21 protein-coding genes and 1 pseudogene are annotated in these 21,261 nt (G+C 60.4%); 8 read left to right on the top strand and 14 right to left on the bottom strand.

Annotated features, from left to right (window positions below; translation table 11 throughout):
• Positions 1–189 precede the first annotated feature (189 nt).
• The 5 genes from KGA97_RS09980 to KGA97_RS10000 all read left to right on the top strand — a co-directional run bounded on the left by KGA97_RS09980 (position 190) and on the right by KGA97_RS10000 (position 7,374).
• Positions 190–2,007 (top strand): glucan biosynthesis protein G, encoded by a 1,818-nt coding sequence (locus tag KGA97_RS09980; protein ID WP_008041899.1) that lies wholly within the window; start codon positions 190–192, stop codon positions 2,005–2,007.
• Positions 2,000–4,570: a glucans biosynthesis glucosyltransferase MdoH gene (gene mdoH / locus KGA97_RS09985; RefSeq protein WP_032832668.1), complete on the top strand. Its 2,571-nt coding sequence runs from the start codon at positions 2,000–2,002 to the stop codon at positions 4,568–4,570. The genes KGA97_RS09980 and mdoH overlap by 8 nt, the downstream gene beginning before the upstream one ends.
• A gap of 189 nt (positions 4,571–4,759) precedes the next feature.
• Positions 4,760–5,557: a transporter substrate-binding domain-containing protein gene (locus tag KGA97_RS09990; protein WP_008041897.1), complete on the top strand. Its 798-nt coding sequence runs from the start codon at positions 4,760–4,762 to the stop codon at positions 5,555–5,557.
• A gap of 130 nt (positions 5,558–5,687) precedes the next feature.
• Positions 5,688–6,647 carry an amino acid ABC transporter permease gene (locus tag KGA97_RS09995; RefSeq protein ID WP_008025242.1) on the top strand — a complete coding sequence of 320 codons (960 nt, stop codon included), beginning with the start codon at positions 5,688–5,690 and terminating at the stop codon, positions 6,645–6,647.
• Positions 6,640–7,374 (top strand): amino acid ABC transporter ATP-binding protein, encoded by a 735-nt coding sequence (locus KGA97_RS10000; RefSeq protein ID WP_008025241.1) that lies wholly within the window; start codon positions 6,640–6,642, stop codon positions 7,372–7,374. Before KGA97_RS09995 ends, KGA97_RS10000 begins: the two co-directional genes overlap by 8 nt.
• A gap of 142 nt (positions 7,375–7,516) precedes the next feature.
• Here KGA97_RS10000 and KGA97_RS29575 read toward each other — a convergent pair whose 3' ends face one another.
• The 11 genes and pseudogenes from KGA97_RS29575 to ubiE form a co-directional block, all read right to left on the bottom strand.
• A complete protein-coding gene (locus tag KGA97_RS29575; protein ID WP_404943240.1) occupies positions 7,517–8,389 on the bottom strand; it encodes a methyl-accepting chemotaxis protein in 873 nt (290 codons plus the stop codon).
• Positions 8,375–9,433 (bottom strand): annotated as a pseudogene (locus KGA97_RS29580) (methyl-accepting chemotaxis protein); the annotation flags it as partial. The gene KGA97_RS29575 and the pseudogene KGA97_RS29580, both read right to left, overlap by 15 nt.
• Positions 9,434–9,513: 80 nt before the next feature.
• Positions 9,514–10,221: a 16S rRNA (uracil(1498)-N(3))-methyltransferase gene (locus tag KGA97_RS10010; RefSeq protein ID WP_223480691.1), complete on the bottom strand. Its 708-nt coding sequence runs from the start codon at positions 10,219–10,221 to the stop codon at positions 9,514–9,516.
• Positions 10,218–11,012, bottom strand: a complete 795-nt coding sequence (tatC, locus tag KGA97_RS10015) for a twin-arginine translocase subunit TatC (protein WP_008025235.1) — start codon at positions 11,010–11,012, stop codon at positions 10,218–10,220. Before tatC ends, KGA97_RS10010 begins: the two co-directional genes overlap by 4 nt.
• Positions 11,009–11,470 (bottom strand): Sec-independent protein translocase protein TatB, encoded by a 462-nt coding sequence (tatB, locus tag KGA97_RS10020; protein WP_192226844.1) that lies wholly within the window; start codon positions 11,468–11,470, stop codon positions 11,009–11,011. Before tatB ends, tatC begins: the two co-directional genes overlap by 4 nt.
• 10 nt (positions 11,471–11,480) lie before the next feature.
• Positions 11,481–11,753: a twin-arginine translocase TatA/TatE family subunit gene (locus KGA97_RS10025; RefSeq protein ID WP_008025233.1), complete on the bottom strand. Its 273-nt coding sequence runs from the start codon at positions 11,751–11,753 to the stop codon at positions 11,481–11,483.
• 25 nt (positions 11,754–11,778) lie between these two features.
• Complete coding sequence (locus KGA97_RS10030; protein WP_008025232.1) at positions 11,779–12,111, bottom strand: phosphoribosyl-ATP diphosphatase; 333 nt, start codon at positions 12,109–12,111, stop codon at positions 11,779–11,781.
• Entirely contained in the window at positions 12,104–12,505 is a 402-nt protein-coding gene (gene hisI / locus KGA97_RS10035) for a phosphoribosyl-AMP cyclohydrolase (RefSeq protein WP_008041892.1), read from the bottom strand. The genes KGA97_RS10030 and hisI overlap by 8 nt, the downstream gene beginning before the upstream one ends.
• A gap of 80 nt (positions 12,506–12,585) precedes the next feature.
• Positions 12,586–14,190, bottom strand: coding sequence for a ubiquinone biosynthesis regulatory protein kinase UbiB (gene ubiB, locus KGA97_RS10040; protein WP_008041890.1), 1,605 nt, complete (start codon positions 14,188–14,190; stop codon positions 12,586–12,588).
• On the bottom strand, positions 14,187–14,810 hold the full coding sequence (locus KGA97_RS10045) for an SCP2 domain-containing protein (RefSeq protein ID WP_223480692.1): 624 nt from the start codon (positions 14,808–14,810) through the stop codon (positions 14,187–14,189). The genes ubiB and KGA97_RS10045 overlap by 4 nt, the downstream gene beginning before the upstream one ends.
• Positions 14,810–15,580 (bottom strand): bifunctional demethylmenaquinone methyltransferase/2-methoxy-6-polyprenyl-1,4-benzoquinol methylase UbiE, encoded by a 771-nt coding sequence (gene ubiE, locus KGA97_RS10050; RefSeq protein WP_007948968.1) that lies wholly within the window; start codon positions 15,578–15,580, stop codon positions 14,810–14,812. The genes KGA97_RS10045 and ubiE overlap by 1 nt, the downstream gene beginning before the upstream one ends.
• 155 nt (positions 15,581–15,735) lie before the next feature.
• Between ubiE and KGA97_RS10055 the strand changes: the two genes are divergently transcribed.
• The 3 genes from KGA97_RS10055 (at position 15,736) to KGA97_RS10065 (ending at position 17,537) form a co-directional block, all read left to right on the top strand.
• Positions 15,736–16,011, top strand: coding sequence for a polyhydroxyalkanoic acid system family protein (locus KGA97_RS10055; protein WP_223480693.1), 276 nt, complete (start codon positions 15,736–15,738; stop codon positions 16,009–16,011).
• 244 nt (positions 16,012–16,255) lie between these two features.
• Complete coding sequence (locus KGA97_RS10060) at positions 16,256–16,678, top strand: phasin family protein (protein WP_008025226.1); 423 nt, start codon at positions 16,256–16,258, stop codon at positions 16,676–16,678.
• A gap of 10 nt (positions 16,679–16,688) precedes the next feature.
• Positions 16,689–17,537: a phasin family protein gene (locus tag KGA97_RS10065; protein WP_008041887.1), complete on the top strand. Its 849-nt coding sequence runs from the start codon at positions 16,689–16,691 to the stop codon at positions 17,535–17,537.
• A gap of 191 nt (positions 17,538–17,728) precedes the next feature.
• Here the strand turns inward: KGA97_RS10065 and KGA97_RS10070 are convergent, their stop codons facing one another.
• From KGA97_RS10070 to phaZ, 3 genes are all read right to left on the bottom strand, one after another.
• A complete protein-coding gene (locus KGA97_RS10070) occupies positions 17,729–18,349 on the bottom strand; it encodes a TetR/AcrR family transcriptional regulator (RefSeq protein ID WP_008041885.1) in 621 nt (206 codons plus the stop codon).
• Positions 18,350–18,499: 150 nt separating this feature from the next.
• Positions 18,500–20,182, bottom strand: a complete 1,683-nt coding sequence (phaC, locus tag KGA97_RS10075; RefSeq protein ID WP_223480694.1) for a class II poly(R)-hydroxyalkanoic acid synthase — start codon at positions 20,180–20,182, stop codon at positions 18,500–18,502.
• A gap of 114 nt (positions 20,183–20,296) precedes the next feature.
• Positions 20,297–21,151, bottom strand: a complete 855-nt coding sequence (gene phaZ / locus KGA97_RS10080) for a poly(3-hydroxyalkanoate) depolymerase (RefSeq protein ID WP_008041882.1) — start codon at positions 21,149–21,151, stop codon at positions 20,297–20,299.
• Positions 21,152–21,261 lie beyond the last annotated feature (110 nt).

Consider the following 21,261-nt stretch of genomic DNA (forward strand, 5'->3'; position numbering starts at 1 on the left):
TGGTCCGTTTTGACTTAGGTAGAGACTTGTCCTGGGCCTGTTGGGGAATCATTTAGCCCCATAGGAGTCGGAACAATGCTCGCCAACTTGGCAAGAGTGGTTTGTAGGGACGGGTTTTTCATCCCGTTTACCTCACAGGCCCTTTAACTGGCCGTTGGTTTTTTGATCTGTTTTCGGCGAGGGTTGCTCGTGATTGTTAGTCCCTGTAATGCACCAAGATTGTCAGCCAAACGGCTACGAAGCGCACTGGTAGCGGGCTCTGCACTGCTCTGCCTGTTCGGCGCCGGCCAGCTTTGGGCATTCAATCTGGATGATGTATCGGTCAAGGCAAAAGAGCTGGCCGGGCAGAAATTCGAAGCCCCGCGCAGTAACCTGCCGAACGAATTCCGTGAGATGAAATTCGCGGACTATCAGAAAATTCGTTTCCTGACCGAAAAAGCCGAATGGGCCGATCAGAAAACCCCGTTCAAGCTTTCGTTCTATCACCAGGGTATGCATTTCGATACGCCGGTGAAAATCAACGAAATCACGGCCAACACCGTCGAAGAGATCAAATACGACCCGTCTCGTTTCGATTTCGGCGACCTGAAATTCGATCCTAAAGCCACCGAACAACTGGGTTATGCCGGTTTCCGTGTGCTGTACCCGATCAACAAGGCCGACAAGCAAGACGAAATCATGACCATGCTCGGCGCGAGTTACTTCCGCGTTGTCGGCAAGGGTCACACCTATGGCTTGTCCGCTCGCGGCCTGGCAATCGATACCGCGTTGCCGTCCGGCGAAGAATTCCCGCGTTTCCGTGAGTTCTGGATTCAACAGCCGAAGCCGGGCGACAAGCACCTGGTGATCTTCGCGCTGCTGGATTCGCCACGCGCCACCGGTGCCTATCGCCTGACCCTGCGTCCGGGCAGCGACACCATTGTCGACGTCAAGGCGCAGATGTTCCTGCGTGACAAGGTCACCAAGCTTGGCGTTGCGCCGCTGACCAGCATGTTCCTGTTCGGCGCCAACCAGCCGTCGAAAGTGCTGAACTACCGCCGCGAACTGCACGATTCCAGCGGCCTGTCGATCCATGCCGGCAACGGCGAGTGGATCTGGCGTCCGCTGAACAACCCGAAACACCTGGCGGTGAGCAACTTCTCGATCGAGAACCCGCGCGGTTTCGGCTTGCTGCAACGTGGCCGTGACTTCAGCCACTACGAAGACCTCGACGACCGCTACGACAAGCGCCCAAGTGCCTGGATCGAGCCAAAAGGCGATTGGGGCAAGGGTTCTGTCGACCTGGTCGAAATTCCGACTGCCGATGAAACCAACGACAACATCGTTGCCTTCTGGAGCCCGGAAAAACTGCCTGAGCCAGGTCAGCCGCTGGAATTCGGCTACCGCCTGCACTGGACCATGGACGAAGCGGCGATTCACGCACCGGACAGCGCTTGGGTCAAACAGACCTTGCGCTCTACCGGCGACGTCAAGCAGTCCAACCTGATTCGTCAGCCGGACGGCAGCGTTGCCTATCTGGTGGATTTCGAAGGCCCGTCCCTGGCAGCGTTGCCGGCCGATTCAGACGTTCGCAGCCAGGTCAGCGTGGGTGATAATGCCGAGCTGGTCGAGAACAGCGTGCGCTACAACCCTGAAACCAAGGGCTGGCGCCTGACCCTGCGCATGAAGATCAAGGATCCGGGCAAGTCCACCGAGATGCGTGCCGCACTGGTGCAGAACATCGTGCCTGCCGATCTGGCCAAGACTTCGATCCCATCGTCCACCTCTTCCGTTGCCAAGGCCGACAAAGTGGCCGCCAAGCAAGCGGAGAAAGCGGACAAGGACGCGAAGGCCGCCGAGGCCAAGCAGGCCGAAGCCAAGCCAGTTGCAGATGCCAAGGACAAGGCGAACAACAAAGACGCCAAGCAGCCTGTCGCTGCCGACGCGGCCCCAGCCACACCGGAATCGGCACCGACTGAAGAAGTCCTGACCGAGACCTGGAGCTATCAGTTGCCTGCCGATGAGTAATTCTCAAGTTCAGCCAGAAACTCTTGCCGAGTATCTGGCGCATCTGCCGATGACCGACGAGCAGCGCGCGGAACTCGCGGGCTGCAAATCGTTCAGCGAACTTCACGAGCGTCTGTCGTCCTCGACGTTCGATGCACCGGTCGAGGCTGCTCAAGCCTCGGTCGGCCGTCGCTTGACCCTGAGCACCGCTGAAGAGCTGGAAGAAGCGGAAATGCTGGTGCTCGACGCCAGCGGTCGTGTTTGCCTCAAGGCAACTCCGCCGATCCGCCGGACCAAAGTCGTGCCGGAGCCGTGGCGCACCAATATTCTGGTGCGTGGCTGGCGGCGTCTGACCGGTCGCACCAACCCGCCGGCTCCGCCGAAAGACGAGAACGTGCTGCCGGCGGCCCGCTGGCGCACCGTGGGTTCGATCCGCCGTTACATCTTGCTGGTACTGATGCTCGGTCAAACCATCGTTGCCGGCTGGTACATGAAAGGCATCATGCCGTACCAGGGCTGGTCGTTCGTCGACCTCAACGAAGTCCTGCATCAGCCGCTCCTGCAAACCGTCACGCAAGTACTGCCGTACGCGCTGCAGACCACCATCCTGATCATGTTCGGGATTCTGTTCTGCTGGGTCTCGGCCGGTTTCTGGACCGCGCTGATGGGCTTCCTCGAGTTGCTCACCGGTCACGATAAATACCGCATCTCCGGTAAAAGTGCCGGCAACGAGCCGATCCCCAAAGACGCGCGCACCGCACTGGTGATGCCGATCTGCAACGAAGACGTGCCACGGGTGTTTGCCGGTCTGCGCGCGACGTTCGAGTCGGTCGCTGCCACAGGTGACCTGGACCGTTTCGACTTCTTCGTCCTCAGCGACAGTAACGATGCCGACATCTGCGTCGCCGAACAGCAGGCCTGGCTGGACGTCTGCCGCGAAGCCAAGGGTTTCGGCAAGATCTTCTATCGCCGCCGTCGCCGTCGCGTAAAACGCAAAAGCGGCAACCTCGACGACTTCTGCCGTCGCTGGGGCGGTGACTACAAGTACATGGTCGTGCTCGACGCTGACTCCGTGATGAGCGGCGAATGCCTGACCAGTCTGGTGCGCCTGATGGAAGCCACGCCGGACGCCGGGATCATCCAGACCGCGCCGCGTGCGTCGGGCATGGACACTCTTTATGCGCGCATGCAGCAGTTTGCGACCCGCGTGTACGGTCCGCTGTTCACCGCCGGTCTGCACTTCTGGCAGTTGGGCGAATCGCACTACTGGGGCCACAACGCGATTATCCGCATGAAGCCGTTCATCGAGCACTGCGCCCTGGCGCCGTTGCCCGGTAAAGGCGCGTTCGCCGGCGCGATTCTGTCCCACGACTTCGTTGAAGCCGCGCTGATGCGCCGTGCCGGTTGGGGCGTGTGGATTGCCTACGACTTGCCGGGCAGCTACGAAGAGTTGCCGCCGAACCTGCTGGACGAACTCAAGCGTGACCGTCGCTGGTGCCACGGTAACCTGATGAACTTCCGCCTGTTCCTGGTCAAGGGCATGCACCCGGTTCACCGTGCGGTGTTCCTCACCGGCGTGATGTCTTACCTGTCGGCGCCGTTGTGGTTCTTCTTCCTCGTGCTGTCGACGGCGCTGCTGGCGGTCAACACGCTGATGGAGCCGCAGTACTTCCTTGAACCGCGTCAGCTCTACCCGCTGTGGCCACAATGGCACCCGGACAAGGCCATCGCGCTGTTCTCGACCACTATCGTGCTGCTGTTCCTGCCGAAGCTGTTGAGCATCATCCTGATCTGGGCCAAGGGCGCGAAAGAGTTCGGTGGCAAGTTCAAGGTGACCCTGTCGATGCTGCTGGAGATGTTGTTCTCCATGTTGCTGGCGCCGGTGCGGATGATTTTCCACACCCGTTTCGTACTCGCCGCGTTCCTCGGCTGGGCCGCGACCTGGAACTCGCCGCAACGTGACGACGACTCCACGCCATGGAGCGAAGCGGTCAAGCGCCACGGTCCGCAAACCCTGCTGGGCTTCTTCTGGGCCCTGTTGGTGATCTGGCTGAACCCGAGCTTCCTCTGGTGGCTGGTGCCGATCGTCGGTTCGTTGATGCTGTCGATCCCGGTTTCCGTGATCTCCAGCCGTGTCGGTCTGGGCCTGAAGTCCCGTGACGAGAGCCTGTTCCTGATCCCTGAGGAATACAATCCGCCACAGGCGTTGCTGGCAACTGACCAGTACACCCATGAAAACCGTTGGCATGCGCTGAAAGACGGCTTCATCCGGTCGGTGGTCGATCCACAGCAGAACGCTTTGGCGTGCTCGCTGGCGACATCGCGCCACGGTCAGGCCGAGCCAATCGAATGGCTGCGGATCGAACGAGTTCGCCATGCATTGAAAGTCGGGCCTGACGGTCTGAACAACAATGAGCGTGTACAACTACTGAGCGACCCGGTAGCACTGGCTCGTTTGCATGAGCAGGTCTGGAGCGAAGGTCATCCCGAGTGGCTGGAAGCCTGGCGCAAATCGGTGAAATCCGATCCCCATGCGCCGTTGCTGCCGCTCAAGCCGCTGAGTGCACAACCGCAGTTGGCATAACAAAGAGAACCCCGCGAAAGCGGGGTTTTTTTTGCCTCATCGTTCCCAAACACTTGTGCAAACGAGCGAGTACGTTAGCATCCGTCCCCGAATTGGTGCGCCCGGATAATTTTTGTCCGTATCGATGCGTTTCCTGAGGGGAGCCGCCGTTTGCGCGCCTCATAACGCACTGGTTTTGGGGACATGAAGATGAAGAAGTATCTCTCGATGCTGCTGGTCGGCGTCACGGCATTGGTTGCAGTCAGCACGGCGCAGGCCGGTGCCATCGATGACGCGGTCAAGCGCGGCACGTTGAAAGTCGGCATGGACCCGACCTACATGCCGTTCGAAATGACCAACAAGCGCGGCGAGATCATCGGCTTCGAAGTCGACATCCTCAAAGCCATGACCAAGGCCATGGGCGTCAAGCTGGAGCTGGTGTCCACCGGCTACGACGGCATTATCCCGGCCCTGCTCACTGACAAGTTCGACATGATCGGCAGCGGCATGACGCTGACCCAGGAACGCAACCTGCGCCTGAACTTCAGCGAACCGTTCATCGTGGTCGGCCAGACGCTGCTGATTCGCAAAGAGCTGGAAGGCACCATCAAGTCCTACAAAGACCTGAACACCGCCGACTACCGCATCACCTCCAAGCTCGGCACCACCGGTGAGATGGTCGCCAAGAAGCTGATCTCCAAAGCCAAGTACCACGGCTACGACAACGAGCAGGAAGCAGTGCTCGACGTGGTCAACGGCAAGGCTGACGCCTTCATCTACGACGCGCCTTACAACGTCGTGGCGGTGAACAAGGTCGGCAACGGCAAACTGGTGTTCCTCGACAAGCCGTTCACCTACGAGCCGCTGGCCTTTGGTCTGAAGAAGGGTGACTACGACAGCATCAACTTCATCAACAACTTCCTGCACCAGATCCACGAAGACGGCACCTACGATCGCATCCATGACAAGTGGTTCAAAGACACCGCTTGGTTGAAGGATATGGAATAAGGCCCGGTCAGATAGACCGCGTCGCCTCAATCGCCAGCAGGCTGGCTCCCACAATGAAATGCATTCCCCTGTGGGAGCCAGCCTGCTGGCGATGACGGCCTCCAAGGCAACACAAATCCCGGAACCTGCAATGAAACAGAAAAAAGCCCAATGGCCCTGGCACGTGTTGACCGTGCTGGTGCTGATCGGCCTGGCTGGCGCGTTGTATTACGCCACCTCGCTGATGTCCTACGAATGGCGCTGGAACCGCGTCCCGCAGTACTTCGCCTACCACGCCGAAGAGTCCCAGCGCGCCGCCGACATCTCCACCGTCAGCGAGCTGGTGCGCAAAGGCGACAAGGCTGAAGTCACGTTGCGCAACGACGCGGGTGACGAGCAACGCGTGACCGTCGACGACAACAGCCTGCAAGTCGCCCAAGGCGATGATGTGGCCGAAGGCGACGTGATCGGCGTGACTCGCCATTGGGCCGCCGGACCGCTGATGTGGGGCCTCTGGACCACCTTGTGGTTGTCCGTGGTGTCTGGCGTGCTCGGCCTGCTGATCGGCCTCGCCACGGGCTTGTGCCGTCTCTCGAACAATCCGACCCTGCGCGACCTCTCGACGATTTACGTCGAACTGGTGCGCGGTACGCCGCTGCTGGTGCAGATTTTCATTTTCTACTTCTTCATCGGCACCGTGATGAACCTGTCCCGGGAGTTCGCCGGGATCGCCGCACTGTCGCTGTTCACCGGCGCCTACGTGGCGGAAATCATCCGCTCCGGCGTGCAATCCATCGCCCGTGGCCAGAACGAAGCTGCGCGCTCCCTGGGCTTGAGCGCGGGTCAGTCGATGCGCCACGTGGTGCTGCCGCAAGCGTTCAAACGCGTGCTGCCGCCGCTCGCCGGGCAGTTCATCAGCCTGGTCAAGGACACCTCGCTGGTGTCGGTGATTGCGATTACCGAGCTGTTGAAAAGCGGTCGCGAAGTGATCACCACCTCGTTTTCGCCATTCGAAATCCTGTTCTGCGTGGCTGGCCTGTATTTGTTGATCAACCTGCCGCTGTCGAAAATCGCCAGCCGGCTTGAGCGGAGGCTCGCGCAAAGTGATTGAAGTCCGCGATCTGGTAAAAGTCTTCGACACCCGTGGCCACGTGGTGCGCGCGGTGGACAACGTCTCCACCCAAGTGGCGAAGGGCGAAGTATTGGTGGTGATCGGTCCGTCCGGCTCCGGCAAATCGACCTTCCTGCGCTGCCTCAATGGCCTGGAAGAGTTCGATTCGGGCTCGGTGAGCATCGACGGCCTGCAACTGGCCGATCCGAAAACCGACGTGAATGCCTACCGCCGCGAAGTCGGCATGGTGTTCCAGCATTTCAACCTGTTCCCGCACATGACCGTGCTGGAAAACCTTTGCCTCGCCCAGAAAGTCGTGCGCAAGCGCGGCAAGAAGGAGCGTGAAGCCAAGGCCTTGGCATTGCTGGAAAAGGTTGGCATCGCGCAGAAGGCCAACGAGTTTCCGTCACGCCTGTCCGGCGGTCAGCAGCAGCGCGTGGCGATTGCACGGGCGCTGGCCATGGAGCCGAAGGTCATGCTGTTCGATGAGCCGACCTCGGCGCTCGATCCGGAAATGGTCGGCGAAGTGCTGGATGTGATGAAAACCCTGGCCGTGGAAGGCATGACCATGGTCTGCGTGACCCACGAAATGGGCTTTGCGCGGGAAGTGGCGGATCGGGTGCTGTTTTTCGATCACGGCAAATTGCTGGAAGACGCCTCGCCAGCCGAGTTCTTCGATGCGCCGAAGGATCCGCGGGCGCAGGCCTTCCTTCGTCAGGTCCTTTAAAAGCAGCGGCCTTGGGGCCGCTAATCGCTAGCAGGCTAGCTCCCACAGTGGATTTATGGTGTTCACACCAAACCCTGTGGGAGCCAGCCTGCTGGCGATTGCATCACCTCGGTCCATAGTGAACCGAGGCAAATGAATCACCTCAAACCTTGAACCGCCCCACCAGCATCTGCAAATGCGTCCCCAGCCGCGCCAGCTCAACGCTGGACGCCGCGGTCTCTTCACTGGCTGCCGAGGTCTGCTCGGACACATCGCGCACGTTCAGCACGCTGCGATTGATCTCTTCCGCCACCGCGCTTTGCTGTTCGGCAGCGGCGGCAATCTGCTGGTTCATCGACTGAATCGCCGACACGGTGCGGGTGATGCTTTCCAGCGAGCCACCGGCGCGGCGGGTCAGTTCGACGCTGCTGTCGGTCAGGGTGCGGCTGTTGTCCATGATGGTCGCGACTTGCTGGGTGCCGCTCTGCAGGCCGACGATCAGCTCTTCGATTTCTTCGGTGGACTTCTGGGTGCGCTGCGCCAGGCTGCGCACTTCGTCGGCGACCACCGCAAAACCACGTCCGGCTTCACCGGCGCGAGCGGCTTCAATGGCCGCGTTGAGCGCCAGCAGGTTGGTTTGCTGAGCCACGGATTTGATCACGTCGAGCACACTGCCGATCTTGTCGCTTTCGCGTTTGAGATGCCCCATGGCGTCGGTGGAGTTGCCGACTTCCTTGGCCAGGCGTTCGATTTGAGCGATCGCTTCGCCTACCACCTTGTCGCCTTCGCGGGCCTGCTGATCGGCGGCGAGCGCGGCTTCGGAGGCTTCTTCGGCGTTACGTGCGACTTCCTGCACCGTGGCGGTCATTTCGTTCATCGCGGTCGCCACCTGGTCGGTCTCGACCTTCTGGCTGTTGACGCCGGCGCTGGTCTGCTCGGTGACTGCGGACAGTTCTTCGGCGGCGCTGGCGATTTGCGTGACGCCATCGCTGATGCCGCCGATCAATTCGCGCAGGCCCAGGGTCATGCTTTGCATCGCCCGCTGGAGCTGACCGAGTTCGTCCTGACGCTCGGACACGAGGTTCTGGGTCAGGTCGCCGGCGGCAATGCGCTCGGCCACTTTCAGCGTCTGGCCCAGCGGAACGACGATCTGCCGGGTGATGGCCCATGCCGCGAACAGGCCGAAGACCAGCGCCAGGGCGGTGGCCAGTAACAGCATGTTCTTGGCGTGCGCGGCGTCAGTGTCACGGATGACGGTTTGCGAGGCGGTGAGCTTTTTGCTGACGTCTAACAGGATGTTGCCCTGATCGGCCATGCGTTTCAGCGCGGCGGCGCTGGCGACCTGGGAGTCACGGAACTGGCTGACGGCGGCGCGGTAGGCTTTGAGTGAATCGGCGGCCTGTTGCAGGTTGGCGATGTGCTGTTCCGGCAATCTGGACGGCAGGCTTTCGAGGTTTTTCAGCGCATTGTCGATGGCGTCCAGCGCCGGTTGTTCGGCTTCGGTCTTGCCGCTGTAGGTATAGCCGCGCACCTGGAAGCGAGCTTGCTGGATCAGTTTGCTCAGGTCGATAACGCTGTTGAAATCGGCGACGCTGTCGCCTTGCAGCAAGGATTTCTCGACTTCACCCACGCGCGCCACGGCGTTATCGGCCGTGGCGCCGAGTTTGCTGCGAGCATCTTCGCGGTTGGCGCCGGCCTGGGTCATGGCGGCGAAGGCTTGTTTGTACTCGCTGACTGCGGCCAGTTGCTGATCGACCATGGCTGCGTCGGCAGGTTGCTCGATCAGTGTGCGGGCGGTTTTCAAACCGGTGTCGAGTTGGCCGAGCAGGTCGTTGACGGCGCCAGGGCCTTGTTCGCCACGACGCATTTCGTAGTCCAGGCGGGCCAGGCGCAGGTCTTTGGTCAGTTCATTGAGGCTGGCAATGAACCCAAGCTTGTCGCCGCGATTCACCACGTCACTCAGGCCGGTCCAGCCCGTGACGGTGATCAACAATGTCAGCAGCAGCACCAGACCGAAGCCGACACCCAGTTTGCGATTGACGCTGACGTTCCCCAGTTTCTCGGCTAGCCATCGGTACATGCTGCAACTCCCACGGACCACAAGTTGGTTTTATGGGAACTGTATCGGCAGGCGGTCAGGATTCTGTAGGAGCGTAATGGCTAGAAGAGGCGGGCGAGCAGCGCGGTGACGGCGGTCTCGACGCGCAGGATGCGCTCGCCGAGCTGCACCGGTTGCAGGCCGGACTTGGCCAGCAGGTCGATTTCGTAGGGGATCCAGCCGCCTTCCGGGCCGATAGCCAACGTGACCGGTTCGTCGAGGCCTCGGGGGCAGGGCGGGTAGTTGCCCGGATGGCCGACCAGGCCAAGGGTGCCTTCGGCAATCGCTGGCAGTCGATCTTCGACAAACGGCTTGAAGCGCTTCTCGATGACAATTTCAGGCAACACGCTGTCCCGAGCCTGTTCGAGGCCGAGGATCAGTTGCTCGCGAATCGCTTCCGGTTCCAGGAACGGGGTCTGCCAGAAGCTTTTCTCGACGCGATAGCTGTTCACCAGCACGATCCGTGGCACACCCATGGCCGCCACGGTCTGAAACACCCGGCGCAGCATTTTGGGACGTGGCAGGGCCAGCACCAGGGTCAGCGGCAGCTTGGTCGGTGGCGGTTGGTCGAGGGTGACGCGCAGTTCGGCTTCATCGGCGTCCAGGCGCAGTACTTCGGCCGAGCCCATCAGGCCGCCGATACGCCCGACGCGCATGCTGTCACCCACTTCACAGCGGTGGACTTCCTGCATGTGCGTCAACCGGCGATCACGCAGGATCACCCGGTCGGCCGCAATGAAATCGGCCTCTTCGAGGAGCAGCAGGTTCACGCTTGGGTCGCTGGCGGCTGGTCGTTGTGATCGTCAACCGGTTGGTCGTCCGGATGGTCGCCGCGCTTGCTGATCAGGCCGCCGAACAGGATGCCGATTTCAAACAGCAGCCACATCGGTACGGCCAGCAGCGTCTGCGAGAAGATGTCCGGCGGCGTCAGGATCATGCCGACCACGAAGCAGCCGATGATCACGTACGGGCGGATTTTCTTCAGGTATTTGACGTCGACTACGCCGATCCACACCAGCAGCACCACGGCCACCGGAATCTCGAACGCCACGCCGAAGGCGAAGAACAGCGTCATGACGAAGTCGAGGTAGCTGCTGATGTCGGTCATCATTTCCACGCCGGCCGGGGTGGCGGCGGCGAAGAATTTGAAGATCAGCGGGAATACCAGGTAATAGGCGAATGCCATGCCGGCGTAGAACAGCATGATGCTCGATACCAGCAACGGCACCGCGATGCGTTTCTCATGCTTGTACAGGCCCGGCGCAATGAAGCCCCAGATCTGATGCAGGATCACCGGGATCGCCAGGAACAGCGACACCATCATGGTCAGCTTCAGTGGCGTCAGGAACGGCGACGACACGTCGGTGGCGATCATCGTCGCGCCCACTGGCAGATACTGGCGCAGCGGTGTGGAGACGAAGGTGTAGATCTGCTGGGTGAACGCAAACAACCCGGCGAAGATGATGAAGATCGCCGCTACGCAGCGCAGCAGACGGGTACGCAACTCGGTGAGGTGCGAAACCAGCGGCATGTGCTGGTCGTTTTCTGGGAGATCGCTCATGAGGCTCGCGGCGGCAAAGTGGTGTCGTGAGGAGCCGGCGTTGTCGGCGCGGCGGCAGGAGCAACGGGTTCTGCATGCGCCACGACCGGCGCCGCTTCAACCGCTTCCACCGCTTTCACGGTTTCCGTCGGCGCAGCAGCAGGCGCGGATTCTGTCGTCGATGCATGGATCGTCTGCTCCGCCACCGGCTGAACCGGAGTGGCTTCCTGCTGGGTCGGCGTGAAAATCTTCCGCGCCTCCTGTTCCAGCGACAGAATGTGCTCGTTGTGCAGTTGCCGACGAATCTCGTCGGCACCGATTTCACGCTCAACTTCCTGTTTGATCGCATTGAAGCTGCGCTTCAGGCGACCGACCCACAGGCCGGCGGTGCGCGCAGCACCCGGCAGACGCTCGGGGCCCAGCACCAGCAGGGCCACGAGGCCGACGAGCAGCAGTTCAGAGAAGCTGATACCAAACATTAGTCAGTGCTCACACGTCTTTGCGGATCGGCTCTTCGACTTTTTGCGCCTGCACGTCGATGGTGTGCGGCTGGTTCACGGACTGGGTGGTCTGTGGCTGAACAGGTGGAACCGGTTGGGCCGCTGCCGGATCGGCGGGTTTTTCGTCGTCGTTCATGGCTTTCTTGAAGCCCTTGATCGATTCGCCGACGTCAGTGCCGAGGTTTTTCAGTTTCTTGGTGCCGAACACCAGCACGACAACAACCAGGATGACGATCCAGTGTTTCCAGTCAAAAATGCCCATGTTGCTGCTCCTCTCTAATAGTTGTTCAGGCGGACGGGCGCGAGGCTTTCTCTGCGTGTCCGGACAGACCGAAACGACGGTCCAGTTCATCGAGTACAGCCTGTGGATGCTGCCCCAGTTGGGCGAGCATGACCATGCTGTGGAACCACAAATCGGCGGTCTCGTAGATCACATCGCTGCAGTCGCCGCTGATGGCGGCATCCTTGGCGGCAATGATGGTTTCGACCGACTCTTCGCCGACCTTTTCCAGAATCTTGTTCAAGCCCTTGTGGTACAGGCTGGCGACGTACGAGCTGTCGGCGGCGGCGCCTTTGCGCGCCTCCAGTACCTCGGCCAGTCGGGTCAGAGTGTCACTCATGTGTGTGTCCTGCGGAATAGATGGCGTGCGGGTCTTTGAGAACCGGGTCGACGGTTTTCCAGTCGCCGTTCTCGAAGACGCGATAGAAGCAGCTCTGCCGACCGGTATGGCAGGCGATGTCGCCGATCTGCTCGACCATCAGGATGATCACGTCGGCGTCGCAGTCCAGGCGCATCTCATGCAGGGTTTGCACGTGGCCGGACTCTTCGCCCTTGCGCCACAACTTGCCACGGGAACGTGACCAGTAGATGGCGCGGTTTTCGACAGCGGTCAGTTCCAGCGCTTCGCGGTTCATCCAGGCCATCATCAGGACGCGCCCGGTCTTGTGATCCTGGGCGATTGCCGGCACCAGGCCGTCGGCGTCCCACTTGATCTCGTCCAGCCAGTTTTTCATCTTCGACTCCGACAGCGGGCTCCGCACTACATGAGCAGAGTCCAACGTTCAAACAGTGTGCCAGTGGATCACACAACTGGCTATCGGCGAACGACCAGATACAAGCCGACGGCCATCATGATTCCTGCCGGCCAGTAGGCCAGTTCGTTCAACGGCCCGCCCATGGCCAGTATTGCGCCGCCGGCCAGGTGCGCGGTGCCGAGCAGGCGCAGGAACCAGTCGTCCCGGCGTCGATGCCACGATGGCGGCGGGTCGTAAGCGTGGGGCTGCGACATGCGTTCGAGCAGATCGCGCGCCATGTTGGCCAGGTGCGGCAGTTGTTCGAACTGGTTCTGCACGTTGCCGAGCAAGGCTTTGGGGCTGACGCGCTCGCGCATCCAGCGTTCGAGGAACGGCTGGGCGGTGTTCCACAGATCGAGGTCCGGGTACAGCTGACGGCCCAGGCCTTCGATGTTCAACAGGGTTTTTTGCAGCAAAACGAGTTGTGGCTGCACTTCCATGTTGAAGCGTCGAGCGGTCTGGAACAGGCGCATCAGCACCTGACCGAAGGAAATATCTTTTAACGGTTTTTCGAAGATAGGCTCGCAAACGGTACGGATCGCCGCTTCGAATTCGTTGAGTTTGGTTTCCGCCGGTACCCAGCCCGAGTCGATGTGCAGTTGCGCCACACGCCGGTAATCGCGTTTGAAGAACGCGAACAGGTTGCGCGCCAGATAATCCTGGTCTTCCGGGGTCAGGCTGCCGACGATGCCGCAGTCGATCGCAATGTACTGCGGGCTCCACGGGTTGACGGTGCTGACGAAGATGTTGCCCGGGTGCATGTCGGCGTGGAAGAAACTGTCGCGGAACACCTGGGTGAAAAAGATCTCGACGCCGCGCTCGGCGAGCATTTTCATGTCGGTGCGCTGGTCGGCCAGGGTTGCGAGGTCGGTGACCTGAATGCCGTAGATGCGCTCCATCACCAGCACTTTCGGCCGGCACCAGTCCCAATAGACTTGTGGCACGTACAGCAGCGGCGAACCGTCGAAATTACGCTTCAACTGGCTGGCGTTGGCCGCCTCGCGCAACAGGTCGAGTTCGTCGTAGATGGTTTTTTCATAGTCGCTGACCACGTCCACCGGGTGCAGCAGACGCGCGTCGGCGGAGAGTTTTTCCGCTGCGCGGGCGAGGATGAACAACCACGCCAGGTCTTGCGCGATGATCGGTTTCAGGCCGGGGCGGATGACTTTGACGACAACCTCTTCACCGGTTTTCAACTGCGCGGCGTGCACCTGCGCCACCGAAGCCGAGGCCAGCGGTTCGACGTCGAAACGGCTGAACACTTCACTGATCTTTTTGCCGAGCTGTTCTTCGATCAGTTTGACCGACACTTGCGAATCGAACGGCGGCACGCGGTCCTGCAGCTTCATCAGCTCATCGGCGATGTCTTCCGGCAGCAGGTCGCGGCGGGTGGACAGGATCTGCCCGAACTTGATGAAGATCGGCCCCAGGTCCTGGAGCGCCAGGCGCAATCGCGCGCCACGGCTCAGGTCCAGCGGCTTGCGCGGGAACCAGCGCCACGGCAAGGCGTAGCGCAGCGCCAGCAGAAACCACGGCAGCGGCAGGGCAAACAGCAGGTCATCGAGGCGGTAGCGAATCACAACGCGCTGGATGCGCAACAAACGGCGGACGGCAAGCAGCTTCATGCGTTATCGCTTGGGTCGAGGGATCGGGAAAGGCGCTCGAAACGCGCCTCGAGACGTTCCAGATCGAGTTTGATCTGGTCCAGTTCACTGAATCGGGCTTCGGCTTCGCGCTGACCGACGAGGGTGCGCGATTCTTCGGCCAGGTATTCGCCCAGGTTCTGACCCAGGCTGGCAAATCCTTGCTGATACCAGCGTGCGCGACTGCGCAGGTGACCGCCGACCAGTTGCGTGGCCACGGGTCCCAGCCAGCGCGAAAGTTCGTATTCCCAGTCCAGCTCCAGGTCCTGGAGGATCGCGGCCAGTTCCAGCAGCACGCCGCTGTCGCCGTCGAGTTCGACTTCAGGGGCATGCAAAACGGAGGTCTTGTCCTTGCTCATCGCCAGTTTCAACAGGCTGGAAGCCGGTGCACGCAAGGTGCAGTCGGCGCCGGTTTCCCAGTGGGTCGCCAGCATCAAGCCTTCGTCGCTGGGCAGGATGAACAGTTGCAGTGACGGGCTGCGACAATCGACGGCAATCACCCGGCCGCTCAAATGCGCCAGCCGCGGCAGCGCCGTGCTGTCGAGACGCAGCACCCGGTTCAGGCCGAGTTCAACGCTGGCGAGCAGACCGGCCAGCAACATCAGGGTTTGATGCCACGGTGCAGGGCCACGATGCCTGCGGTCATGTTGTGGTAGGTCACGCGGTCGAAACCGGCCTCGACCATCATCGACTTCAGGGTTTCCTGGTTCGGGTGCATGCGGATCGATTCGGCCAGGTAGCGATAGCTTTCCGAGTCGTTGGTGATCAGCTTGCCCATCAGCGGCATGAAGGCGAACGAGTAGGCGTCGTAGGCTTTGGACATCAGGGCGTTGGTCGGCTTGGAGAATTCCAGCACCAGCAAACGGCCACCCGGCTTGAGTACGCGCAGCATCGAGCGCAGTGCGTCTTCTTTATGCGTCACGTTGCGCAGGCCGAATGCGATGGTCACGCAGTCGAAATGGTTGTCCGGGAACGGCAGCTTTTCAGCGTCGGCCTGAACGAATTCGACGTTGCCGGCCACACCCAGGTCCAGCAGGCGGTCACGACCGACCTTGAGCATGGATTCGTTGATGTCGGCCAACACCACCTGGCCGGTCGGGCCCACGAGGTGCGAGAATTTTTTGGTCAGGTCGCCGGTGCCGCCGGCAATGTCCAGCACGCGGTTGCCGGTGCGAACGCCCGACAGCTCGATCGCAAAACGCTTCCACAAACGGTGCATGCCGCCCGACAGGAGGTCGTTCATCAAGTCGTACTTGGCGGCTACCGAGTGGAAAACCTCAGCGACTTTTTCCGCTTTTTGGCTTTCCGGAACGTTTTTGAAACCGAAGTGCGTGGTGGGTTCGGCATCGCTGCCTTTGCGCTGATCAGTCATATCGCTGTCACCAGAAGAGAATGCGGGACATTCTAATCCCGGTGGCCTGCTTTGTCTTGGCAAGGCTGAAGGTAAGATGTAGAACCGCCGGGACGTTTTGCCGCAGGCGCGGTCAAGATGCTTCAGGAAAGTATTCATAAAGCAGGAGTCATTCGATGGCCCGTATTAGTGTTGAGCGTGCCCACGGCCTGGGCAAGGAAGCGGCCCGCGAGAAGGCCGACCAGTTGGCGCAGAAACTGTCCGATCAATATGGCCTGGAGCCGCAGTGGTCCGGCGACACCCTGAACCTCAAGCGTTCCGGGGTGAAAGGCACGGTGCATGTTGCTGAGGATTCGATTCGCGTTGATGTGGAATTGGGCCTGATGATGTCGGCCATGAGCGGCATGATCAAATCGGAAATCGAAAAGGCCCTCGATAAAGCCCTGGTCTGATTTCCGAGTCGAACCACATCCCCTGTGGGAGCCAGCCTGCTGGCGATGGCGGTGTATCAGTCAACATTGATGTTGATGGATAGATCGCTATCGCCAGCAGGCTGGCTCCCACATTTGTTTTAAGGCGCGCCCGAGGTTTTATGTCAGTTGTTAGGGTGCCGTTTCTAATTTTTCTCCCTACTTTGTGCATGAGCCCGACACTTTCGCGGGCAGTTCCTCAAACCTTCTGCGCGTGAGGTGCACCATGGCCAAAGTTATTTTGAAGAAAAAAATCGACGCTTCGACAACCGCTCTGAGCGACGTCAAATCCTATGCCCGCAAGATCTGGCTGGCAGGCCTGGGTGCCTACGCCAAGGTCGGCCAAGAGGGCAGCGATTACTTTCAAGAGTTGATCAAGGCTGGTCAAACTGTTGAAAAGAAAGGCAAAAAGGTAGTTGCCGAGAAACTTGAAGCAGCTAACGCCGAGATTGATGAAGCCAAGAGCGAAGTAAGCACTTTCAAAGGCAAGGTCGAAGTTCAACTCGACAAGGTCGAGAAGGCTTTTGACTCGCGTGTCGCAAGTACCTTGAATCGTATTGGCATTCCGTCTAAACATGACGTTGAGGCACTCTCTGCTAAGCTCGATGAGCTGACGGCATTGCTCGAACGCGTCGCGCGTAAATCTTAAGGAGAACGGGATGGCTGGTAAAAAGAACACCGAAAAAGAAGGCAGCTCGTGGATCGGGAAAGTCGAAGACTACTCCCGCAAAATCTGGCTTGCTGGTTTAGGCGTGTACTCGAAGATCGACACTGACGGCAGCAAGCTCTTCGATACATTGGTCAAAGACGGCGAGAAAGCCGAGAAGCTAACCAAGAGCGCTGTCGGCAAGAAAGTCGATGCCGCCAAGGACTCCGCTACCTCTGCCAAATCGCGCATCACTGGCGTGAAAGATCGTGCGCTGGGCAAGTGGGATGAGCTGGAAGGGGCTTTCGACAAGCGCCTGAACAGCGCCATTTCGCGCCTGGGTGTCCCGAGCCGCAACGAAGTGAAAGCGCTGCACAGCAAGGTCGATACCCTGACCAAGCAAATCGAAAAACTCACCGGTGCCAAGGTTGCGCCTGTTGCGGCGAAAACCGCAGCAGCCAAACCAGCGGCTAAAACCGCTGCCAAGCCACTGGCAAAAGCTGCCGCTAAACCGGCTGCAAAACCCGCCGCGAAAGCAGCGGCCAAGCCGGCTGCCAAAACGGCCGCAGCAAAACCTGCCGCAGCCAAGCCAGCAGCGAAGCCGGTTGCCGCCAAAGCCGCCGCTAAACCGGCTGCTAAACCTGCAGCAGCCAAGCCTGCGGCAAAACCTGCCGCCGCGAAAAAACCAGCAGTGAAAAAACCGGCAGCGCCGAAAGCGGCTGCTCCAAAACCAGCAGTGGCTGCCGCCAAACCGGCAACCCCGGCGCCGACAGTGAGCAGCTCCAACTCTGCTACCGCGCCGACCCCTGCTGTAACCCCGACTGCCGCGCCAGCTCCATCGACGCCAACCAGTCAGTCCTGATTTCAGGGCTCAAAAAAACGCCCGGCCTGCAAAGGTCGGGCGTTTTTGTTTGTGCACGATCCTGCAAACACCACCGCCCTTGTAGGAGCTAGCCTGCTAGCGATATCGGTTCATCAGTCAACAACAATGTCGCCGGATAAATCGCTATCGCTAGCAGGCTAGCTCCCACAGGGGGTCGCGGTATTCAGGGGTTATCCGTGTTCTTCGAGGTATTGGAGTGCCAGTTGCTCCGTCGCCACCTTGATCGGCGGCAGCAGATGCGGCGCCACCAGCATCATGATCTGATACACCACCAGCCTCACCTCACCTTCGCGATCCAGAATCCGCTGGTAATCCAGCGAAAACAGCAGCGTCATGGTGATCTGCTCCACCAACTGCCCCAGCGCCTGCGTGTCGCTGACCAAGTGCCCTTGAGCCTTCAACCGCGCCAGCAACGAAGCCAGTGTGCGCTTCAGCGCATTGAGCAGGTTGCGAATCCCTTTGGCCAGTTTCGGCAGGCGCCCGGCGAGGTTCGACAGGTCCTGAAAGAGAAACCGATAGTGCGACAGGCGCTCGACGATCAGGTGCAGGAACAGCCAGTAATCTTCCGGTGCCAATTCCACATCGGACGGCGGATCAAGCAGCGGCGCAAGCTCCGCCTGGAAGCGCTCGAACAGCCCGAGAATCAGCGGTTCCTTGCCGTGAAAGTGGTAGTAGAGGTTGCCCGGGCTGATGCCCATTTCATTGGCAACTTCCATGGTGGAGACGTTCGGTTCGCCCTTCTGATTGAACAACTGCAGGGCACATTCGAGGATCCGGTCGCGGGTTTTCATCCAGTCTTCTTAATGTTCAAGTCCTGCCGCGCTCAAACCCTGTAGGAGCCGGCTTGCTGGCTATCGCATCACCACGGTGGGTCGTGAAACCGCGGTGATGCATTCGCCAGCAAGCCGGCTCCTACGGAGGCGGCAGTGGTGTGTTGGGTGTCAGCGCACGCGCACGTAAGTACCGGGTGCCGCCTCCATGGGTGGATAGTTCTGGTTGCCGAGGGCCATGTGGGTTTCCTTTTGCGCGCCCGAACGCTCCTGAATCCAGTTCAGCCACTGCGTCCACCAGCTGCCATCGACTTGCTTGGCGTCGTAATACCAGGCCCGCGGATCGCTGCTCAGTTTTGTGCTTTCAATGAAGTTGGCTTTCGGGTTGGACGGCGGGTTCAGGATGCTCTGTACATGACCGCTGTTGGACAGCACGAAGCGTCGCTCGCCACCCAGCAGCAGCGTCGAGCGATACACCGCATCCCACGGCGTGATGTGGTCGTTGATGCCAGCCACGCTGAAGCTGTCGACGGTGACTTTCTGCAAGTCGATCGGCGTGCCGCACACTTCCAGGCCCCCCGGATGACTCAGCGGGTTGTGCTTGAAGAAGTCCAGCAGGTCGCCGTGAAAGGCGGCCGGCAGGCGTGTGTTGTCGTTGTTCCAGTAGAGGATGTCGAACGCCGGCGGCTCCTTGCCCAACAGGTAGTTGTTGACGAAGTAGCTCCAGATCAAATCGTTTGGGCGCATCCAGGCGAAGACCTTGGCCATGTCGCGACCGTCCAGCACGCCCTTCTGATAGGACCGACGCTTGGCCGCTTCCAGGGTCTGTTCGTCGGCGAACAGGGTCGCGGGGCTCTCCATCTGGCTGTCGAGCAGGCTCACCAGATAGGTTGCGCTGGATACACGGCGCAGTTGCCGCTTCGCCTGCAAATGACCTTGCAGTGCGGCAATGGTCAGCCCGCCGGCGCAGGCGCCCATCAGGTTGACTTCCCGGGCGCCGGTGATCGCCCGACATACATTCATCGCTTCTTCGACGGCTTCGACGTAGGTCGAAAGGCCCCATTCGCGATGGCGCACATCCGGGTTGCGCCAGCTGATCATGAAGGTTTGCAGGCCGTTTTTCAGGGCGAACTGGACGAAGCTGTTGTTCGGGCTCAGGTCGAAAATGTAGTACTTGTTGATCTGTGGCGGCACCACCAGCAGCGGTTTGGAATACTGCTTTTCGCTCATCGGCTTGTACTGGATCAGTTCCAGCAGCTCATTGCGAAACACCACGGCGCCGGTGGTGGTCGCGACCGTCTTGCCGACCTCGAAGGCCTGCTTGGTCACTTGCCTGGGCAGGCCGTCGTTGTGCAGGAAATCATCGACCAGGTGACTGATGCCACGCACCAGGCTGTTGCCGCCGGAGTTGAAGATTTCCTTGACCGCCAGCGGATTGAGCAGGGTGTTGGACGGTGACACCGCATCATTGAGCAAAGCGAACGCGAAGTGGGCGCGGGCGCGATCGTCCGGGTCCATGTTGCTCTCGTCGATCCAGCTTTTGACCTGTTTCTGCCAGCTCAGGTAGGCCTGCAAACTGCGGCGATAAAACGGGTTGAGGCTCCATGCGGGGTCGGCAAAGCGATTGTCGTTGGGGTTGGTCGGGTGCAGGGTTTCGCCCAGCAACACGCGCCCCAGTTGACCGCCCAGCTTCAACGCATGGCGGGCGCTGTGCACGGGGTTGCGCAAACCATGGGCGGCAACGCTGCGCAGGGTCGAAAACAGATCCCGACCACGCAGGCCGGTAATCGCACTCTGTGCGTTGATGAACGCTGCGGGAGTCGGTAAAGATTCCCTCGCTGGCTTGTCGCGCATGACTCAACACTCCTTCGTCTTCAGGCCAAATACAAACACACCGAACCAGAACACCATAGACGCTGTAACGGGTTGTTGCGCGGCGCGGCGTCCTGCCGACCGACGATAAGTCGGTTAGCCGCCCGATGGAGCCGGATGCGGATGCATCACGGCGCGCTGCCGTTCTTCCTCGAGAAACTTCATGATGATCGGCGCCACGGCCTCGGCGCGGGTGATCAGGAACAGGTGCCCGTCATCGATGATGTGCAACTGGGCATTGGGAATCCGCCAGGCCAGCACGCGCATGTTGATCAACGGGATCAGCGGGTCATCGTCGCCGGCCAGCACCAGCGTCGGCTGGTGGATCTTGTGCAGCCAGTGAATGCTGGTCCAGCCGAGCCCGGCGAACAGCTGCCAGTAGTAACCGAGCTTGCCTGCCGAGCGCACCTTCGCCGCATGGCTGGCCGCCAGTGTCGGATCGCGACGGAACGAGCCGCCGTAGATCATCGGCGCAATGCGGATCACGTGCGATGGCTGGATGTAGCGCCGTGGGCTGGCCATCATCCACAGCACTTTCGGTTTGCCCGGCACCATCACCGCACCTGCCGCCGTTGCCGCCAGCACCAGTTTCTTGCAGCGCTCGGGGTAGTCGTAAGCAAACTGCTGGGCGAGGGCGCCACCCCATGACACACCGATCACGTTCACTTGCCCGTAATCGAGATAATCGAGCATCCGCGCCGTGAGTTTGGCCAGGCCCGGAAAACGATACGGCCGGTTCGGCGTCGACGAACCGCCGACACCGGGCACGTCGAAAGCGATGACTTCGAGGTCCGGGTCCAATGCGGCGACAAACGGAAACACCAGCTCCAGGTTGGCGCCGATGCCGTTGAATATCAGCAAGGGCGTCAAGTGAGGCTTGCCGGGGCGTACTGCCGTGCGGAGGGTCTGGCCATCCAGGTCGACGGTACGAAAAATGAACGGTTGCGGCATGCTTCAAGCCCTGTAGGTGGATCGGCCCCCATTCTGTAGGAGCCGGCTTGCTGGCGATTGCATCACCACGGTGAAACTGTGAAACCGCAGTGATGCCATCGCCAGCAAGC

The organism is Pseudomonas sp. BF-B-15, assembly GCF_019946675.1.
GTDB classification, from domain to species: domain Bacteria; phylum Pseudomonadota; class Gammaproteobacteria; order Pseudomonadales; family Pseudomonadaceae; genus Aquipseudomonas; species Aquipseudomonas migulae.

Coding starts and splice junctions, on each gene's coding strand:
- mdoH (WP_032832668.1), top strand. CDS start 2,000: ATGAGTAATTCTCAAGTTCAGCCAGAAACTCTTGCCGAGTATCTGGCG.
- KGA97_RS09990 (WP_008041897.1), top strand. CDS start 4,760: ATGAAGAAGTATCTCTCGATGCTGCTGGTCGGCGTCACGGCATTGGTT.
- KGA97_RS09995 (WP_008025242.1), top strand. CDS start 5,688: ATGAAACAGAAAAAAGCCCAATGGCCCTGGCACGTGTTGACCGTGCTG.
- KGA97_RS29575 (WP_404943240.1), bottom strand. CDS start 8,389: ATGCAAAGCATGACCCTGGGCCTGCGCGAATTGATCGGCGGCATCAGC.
- tatC (WP_008025235.1), bottom strand. CDS start 11,012: ATGAGCGATCTCCCAGAAAACGACCAGCACATGCCGCTGGTTTCGCAC.
- tatB (WP_192226844.1), bottom strand. CDS start 11,470: ATGTTTGGTATCAGCTTCTCTGAACTGCTGCTCGTCGGCCTCGTGGCC.
- KGA97_RS10025 (WP_008025233.1), bottom strand. CDS start 11,753: ATGGGCATTTTTGACTGGAAACACTGGATCGTCATCCTGGTTGTTGTC.
- KGA97_RS10030 (WP_008025232.1), bottom strand. CDS start 12,111: ATGAGTGACACTCTGACCCGACTGGCCGAGGTACTGGAGGCGCGCAAA.
- hisI (WP_008041892.1), bottom strand. CDS start 12,505: ATGAAAAACTGGCTGGACGAGATCAAGTGGGACGCCGACGGCCTGGTG.
- ubiB (WP_008041890.1), bottom strand. CDS start 14,190: ATGAAGCTGCTTGCCGTCCGCCGTTTGTTGCGCATCCAGCGCGTTGTG.
- KGA97_RS10045 (WP_223480692.1), bottom strand. CDS start 14,810: ATGTTGCTGGCCGGTCTGCTCGCCAGCGTTGAACTCGGCCTGAACCGG.
- ubiE (WP_007948968.1), bottom strand. CDS start 15,580: ATGACTGATCAGCGCAAAGGCAGCGATGCCGAACCCACCACGCACTTC.
- KGA97_RS10055 (WP_223480693.1), top strand. CDS start 15,736: ATGGCCCGTATTAGTGTTGAGCGTGCCCACGGCCTGGGCAAGGAAGCG.
- KGA97_RS10060 (WP_008025226.1), top strand. CDS start 16,256: ATGGCCAAAGTTATTTTGAAGAAAAAAATCGACGCTTCGACAACCGCT.
- KGA97_RS10065 (WP_008041887.1), top strand. CDS start 16,689: ATGGCTGGTAAAAAGAACACCGAAAAAGAAGGCAGCTCGTGGATCGGG.
- KGA97_RS10070 (WP_008041885.1), bottom strand. CDS start 18,349: ATGAAAACCCGCGACCGGATCCTCGAATGTGCCCTGCAGTTGTTCAAT.
- phaC (WP_223480694.1), bottom strand. CDS start 20,182: ATGCGCGACAAGCCAGCGAGGGAATCTTTACCGACTCCCGCAGCGTTC.
- phaZ (WP_008041882.1), bottom strand. CDS start 21,151: ATGCCGCAACCGTTCATTTTTCGTACCGTCGACCTGGATGGCCAGACC.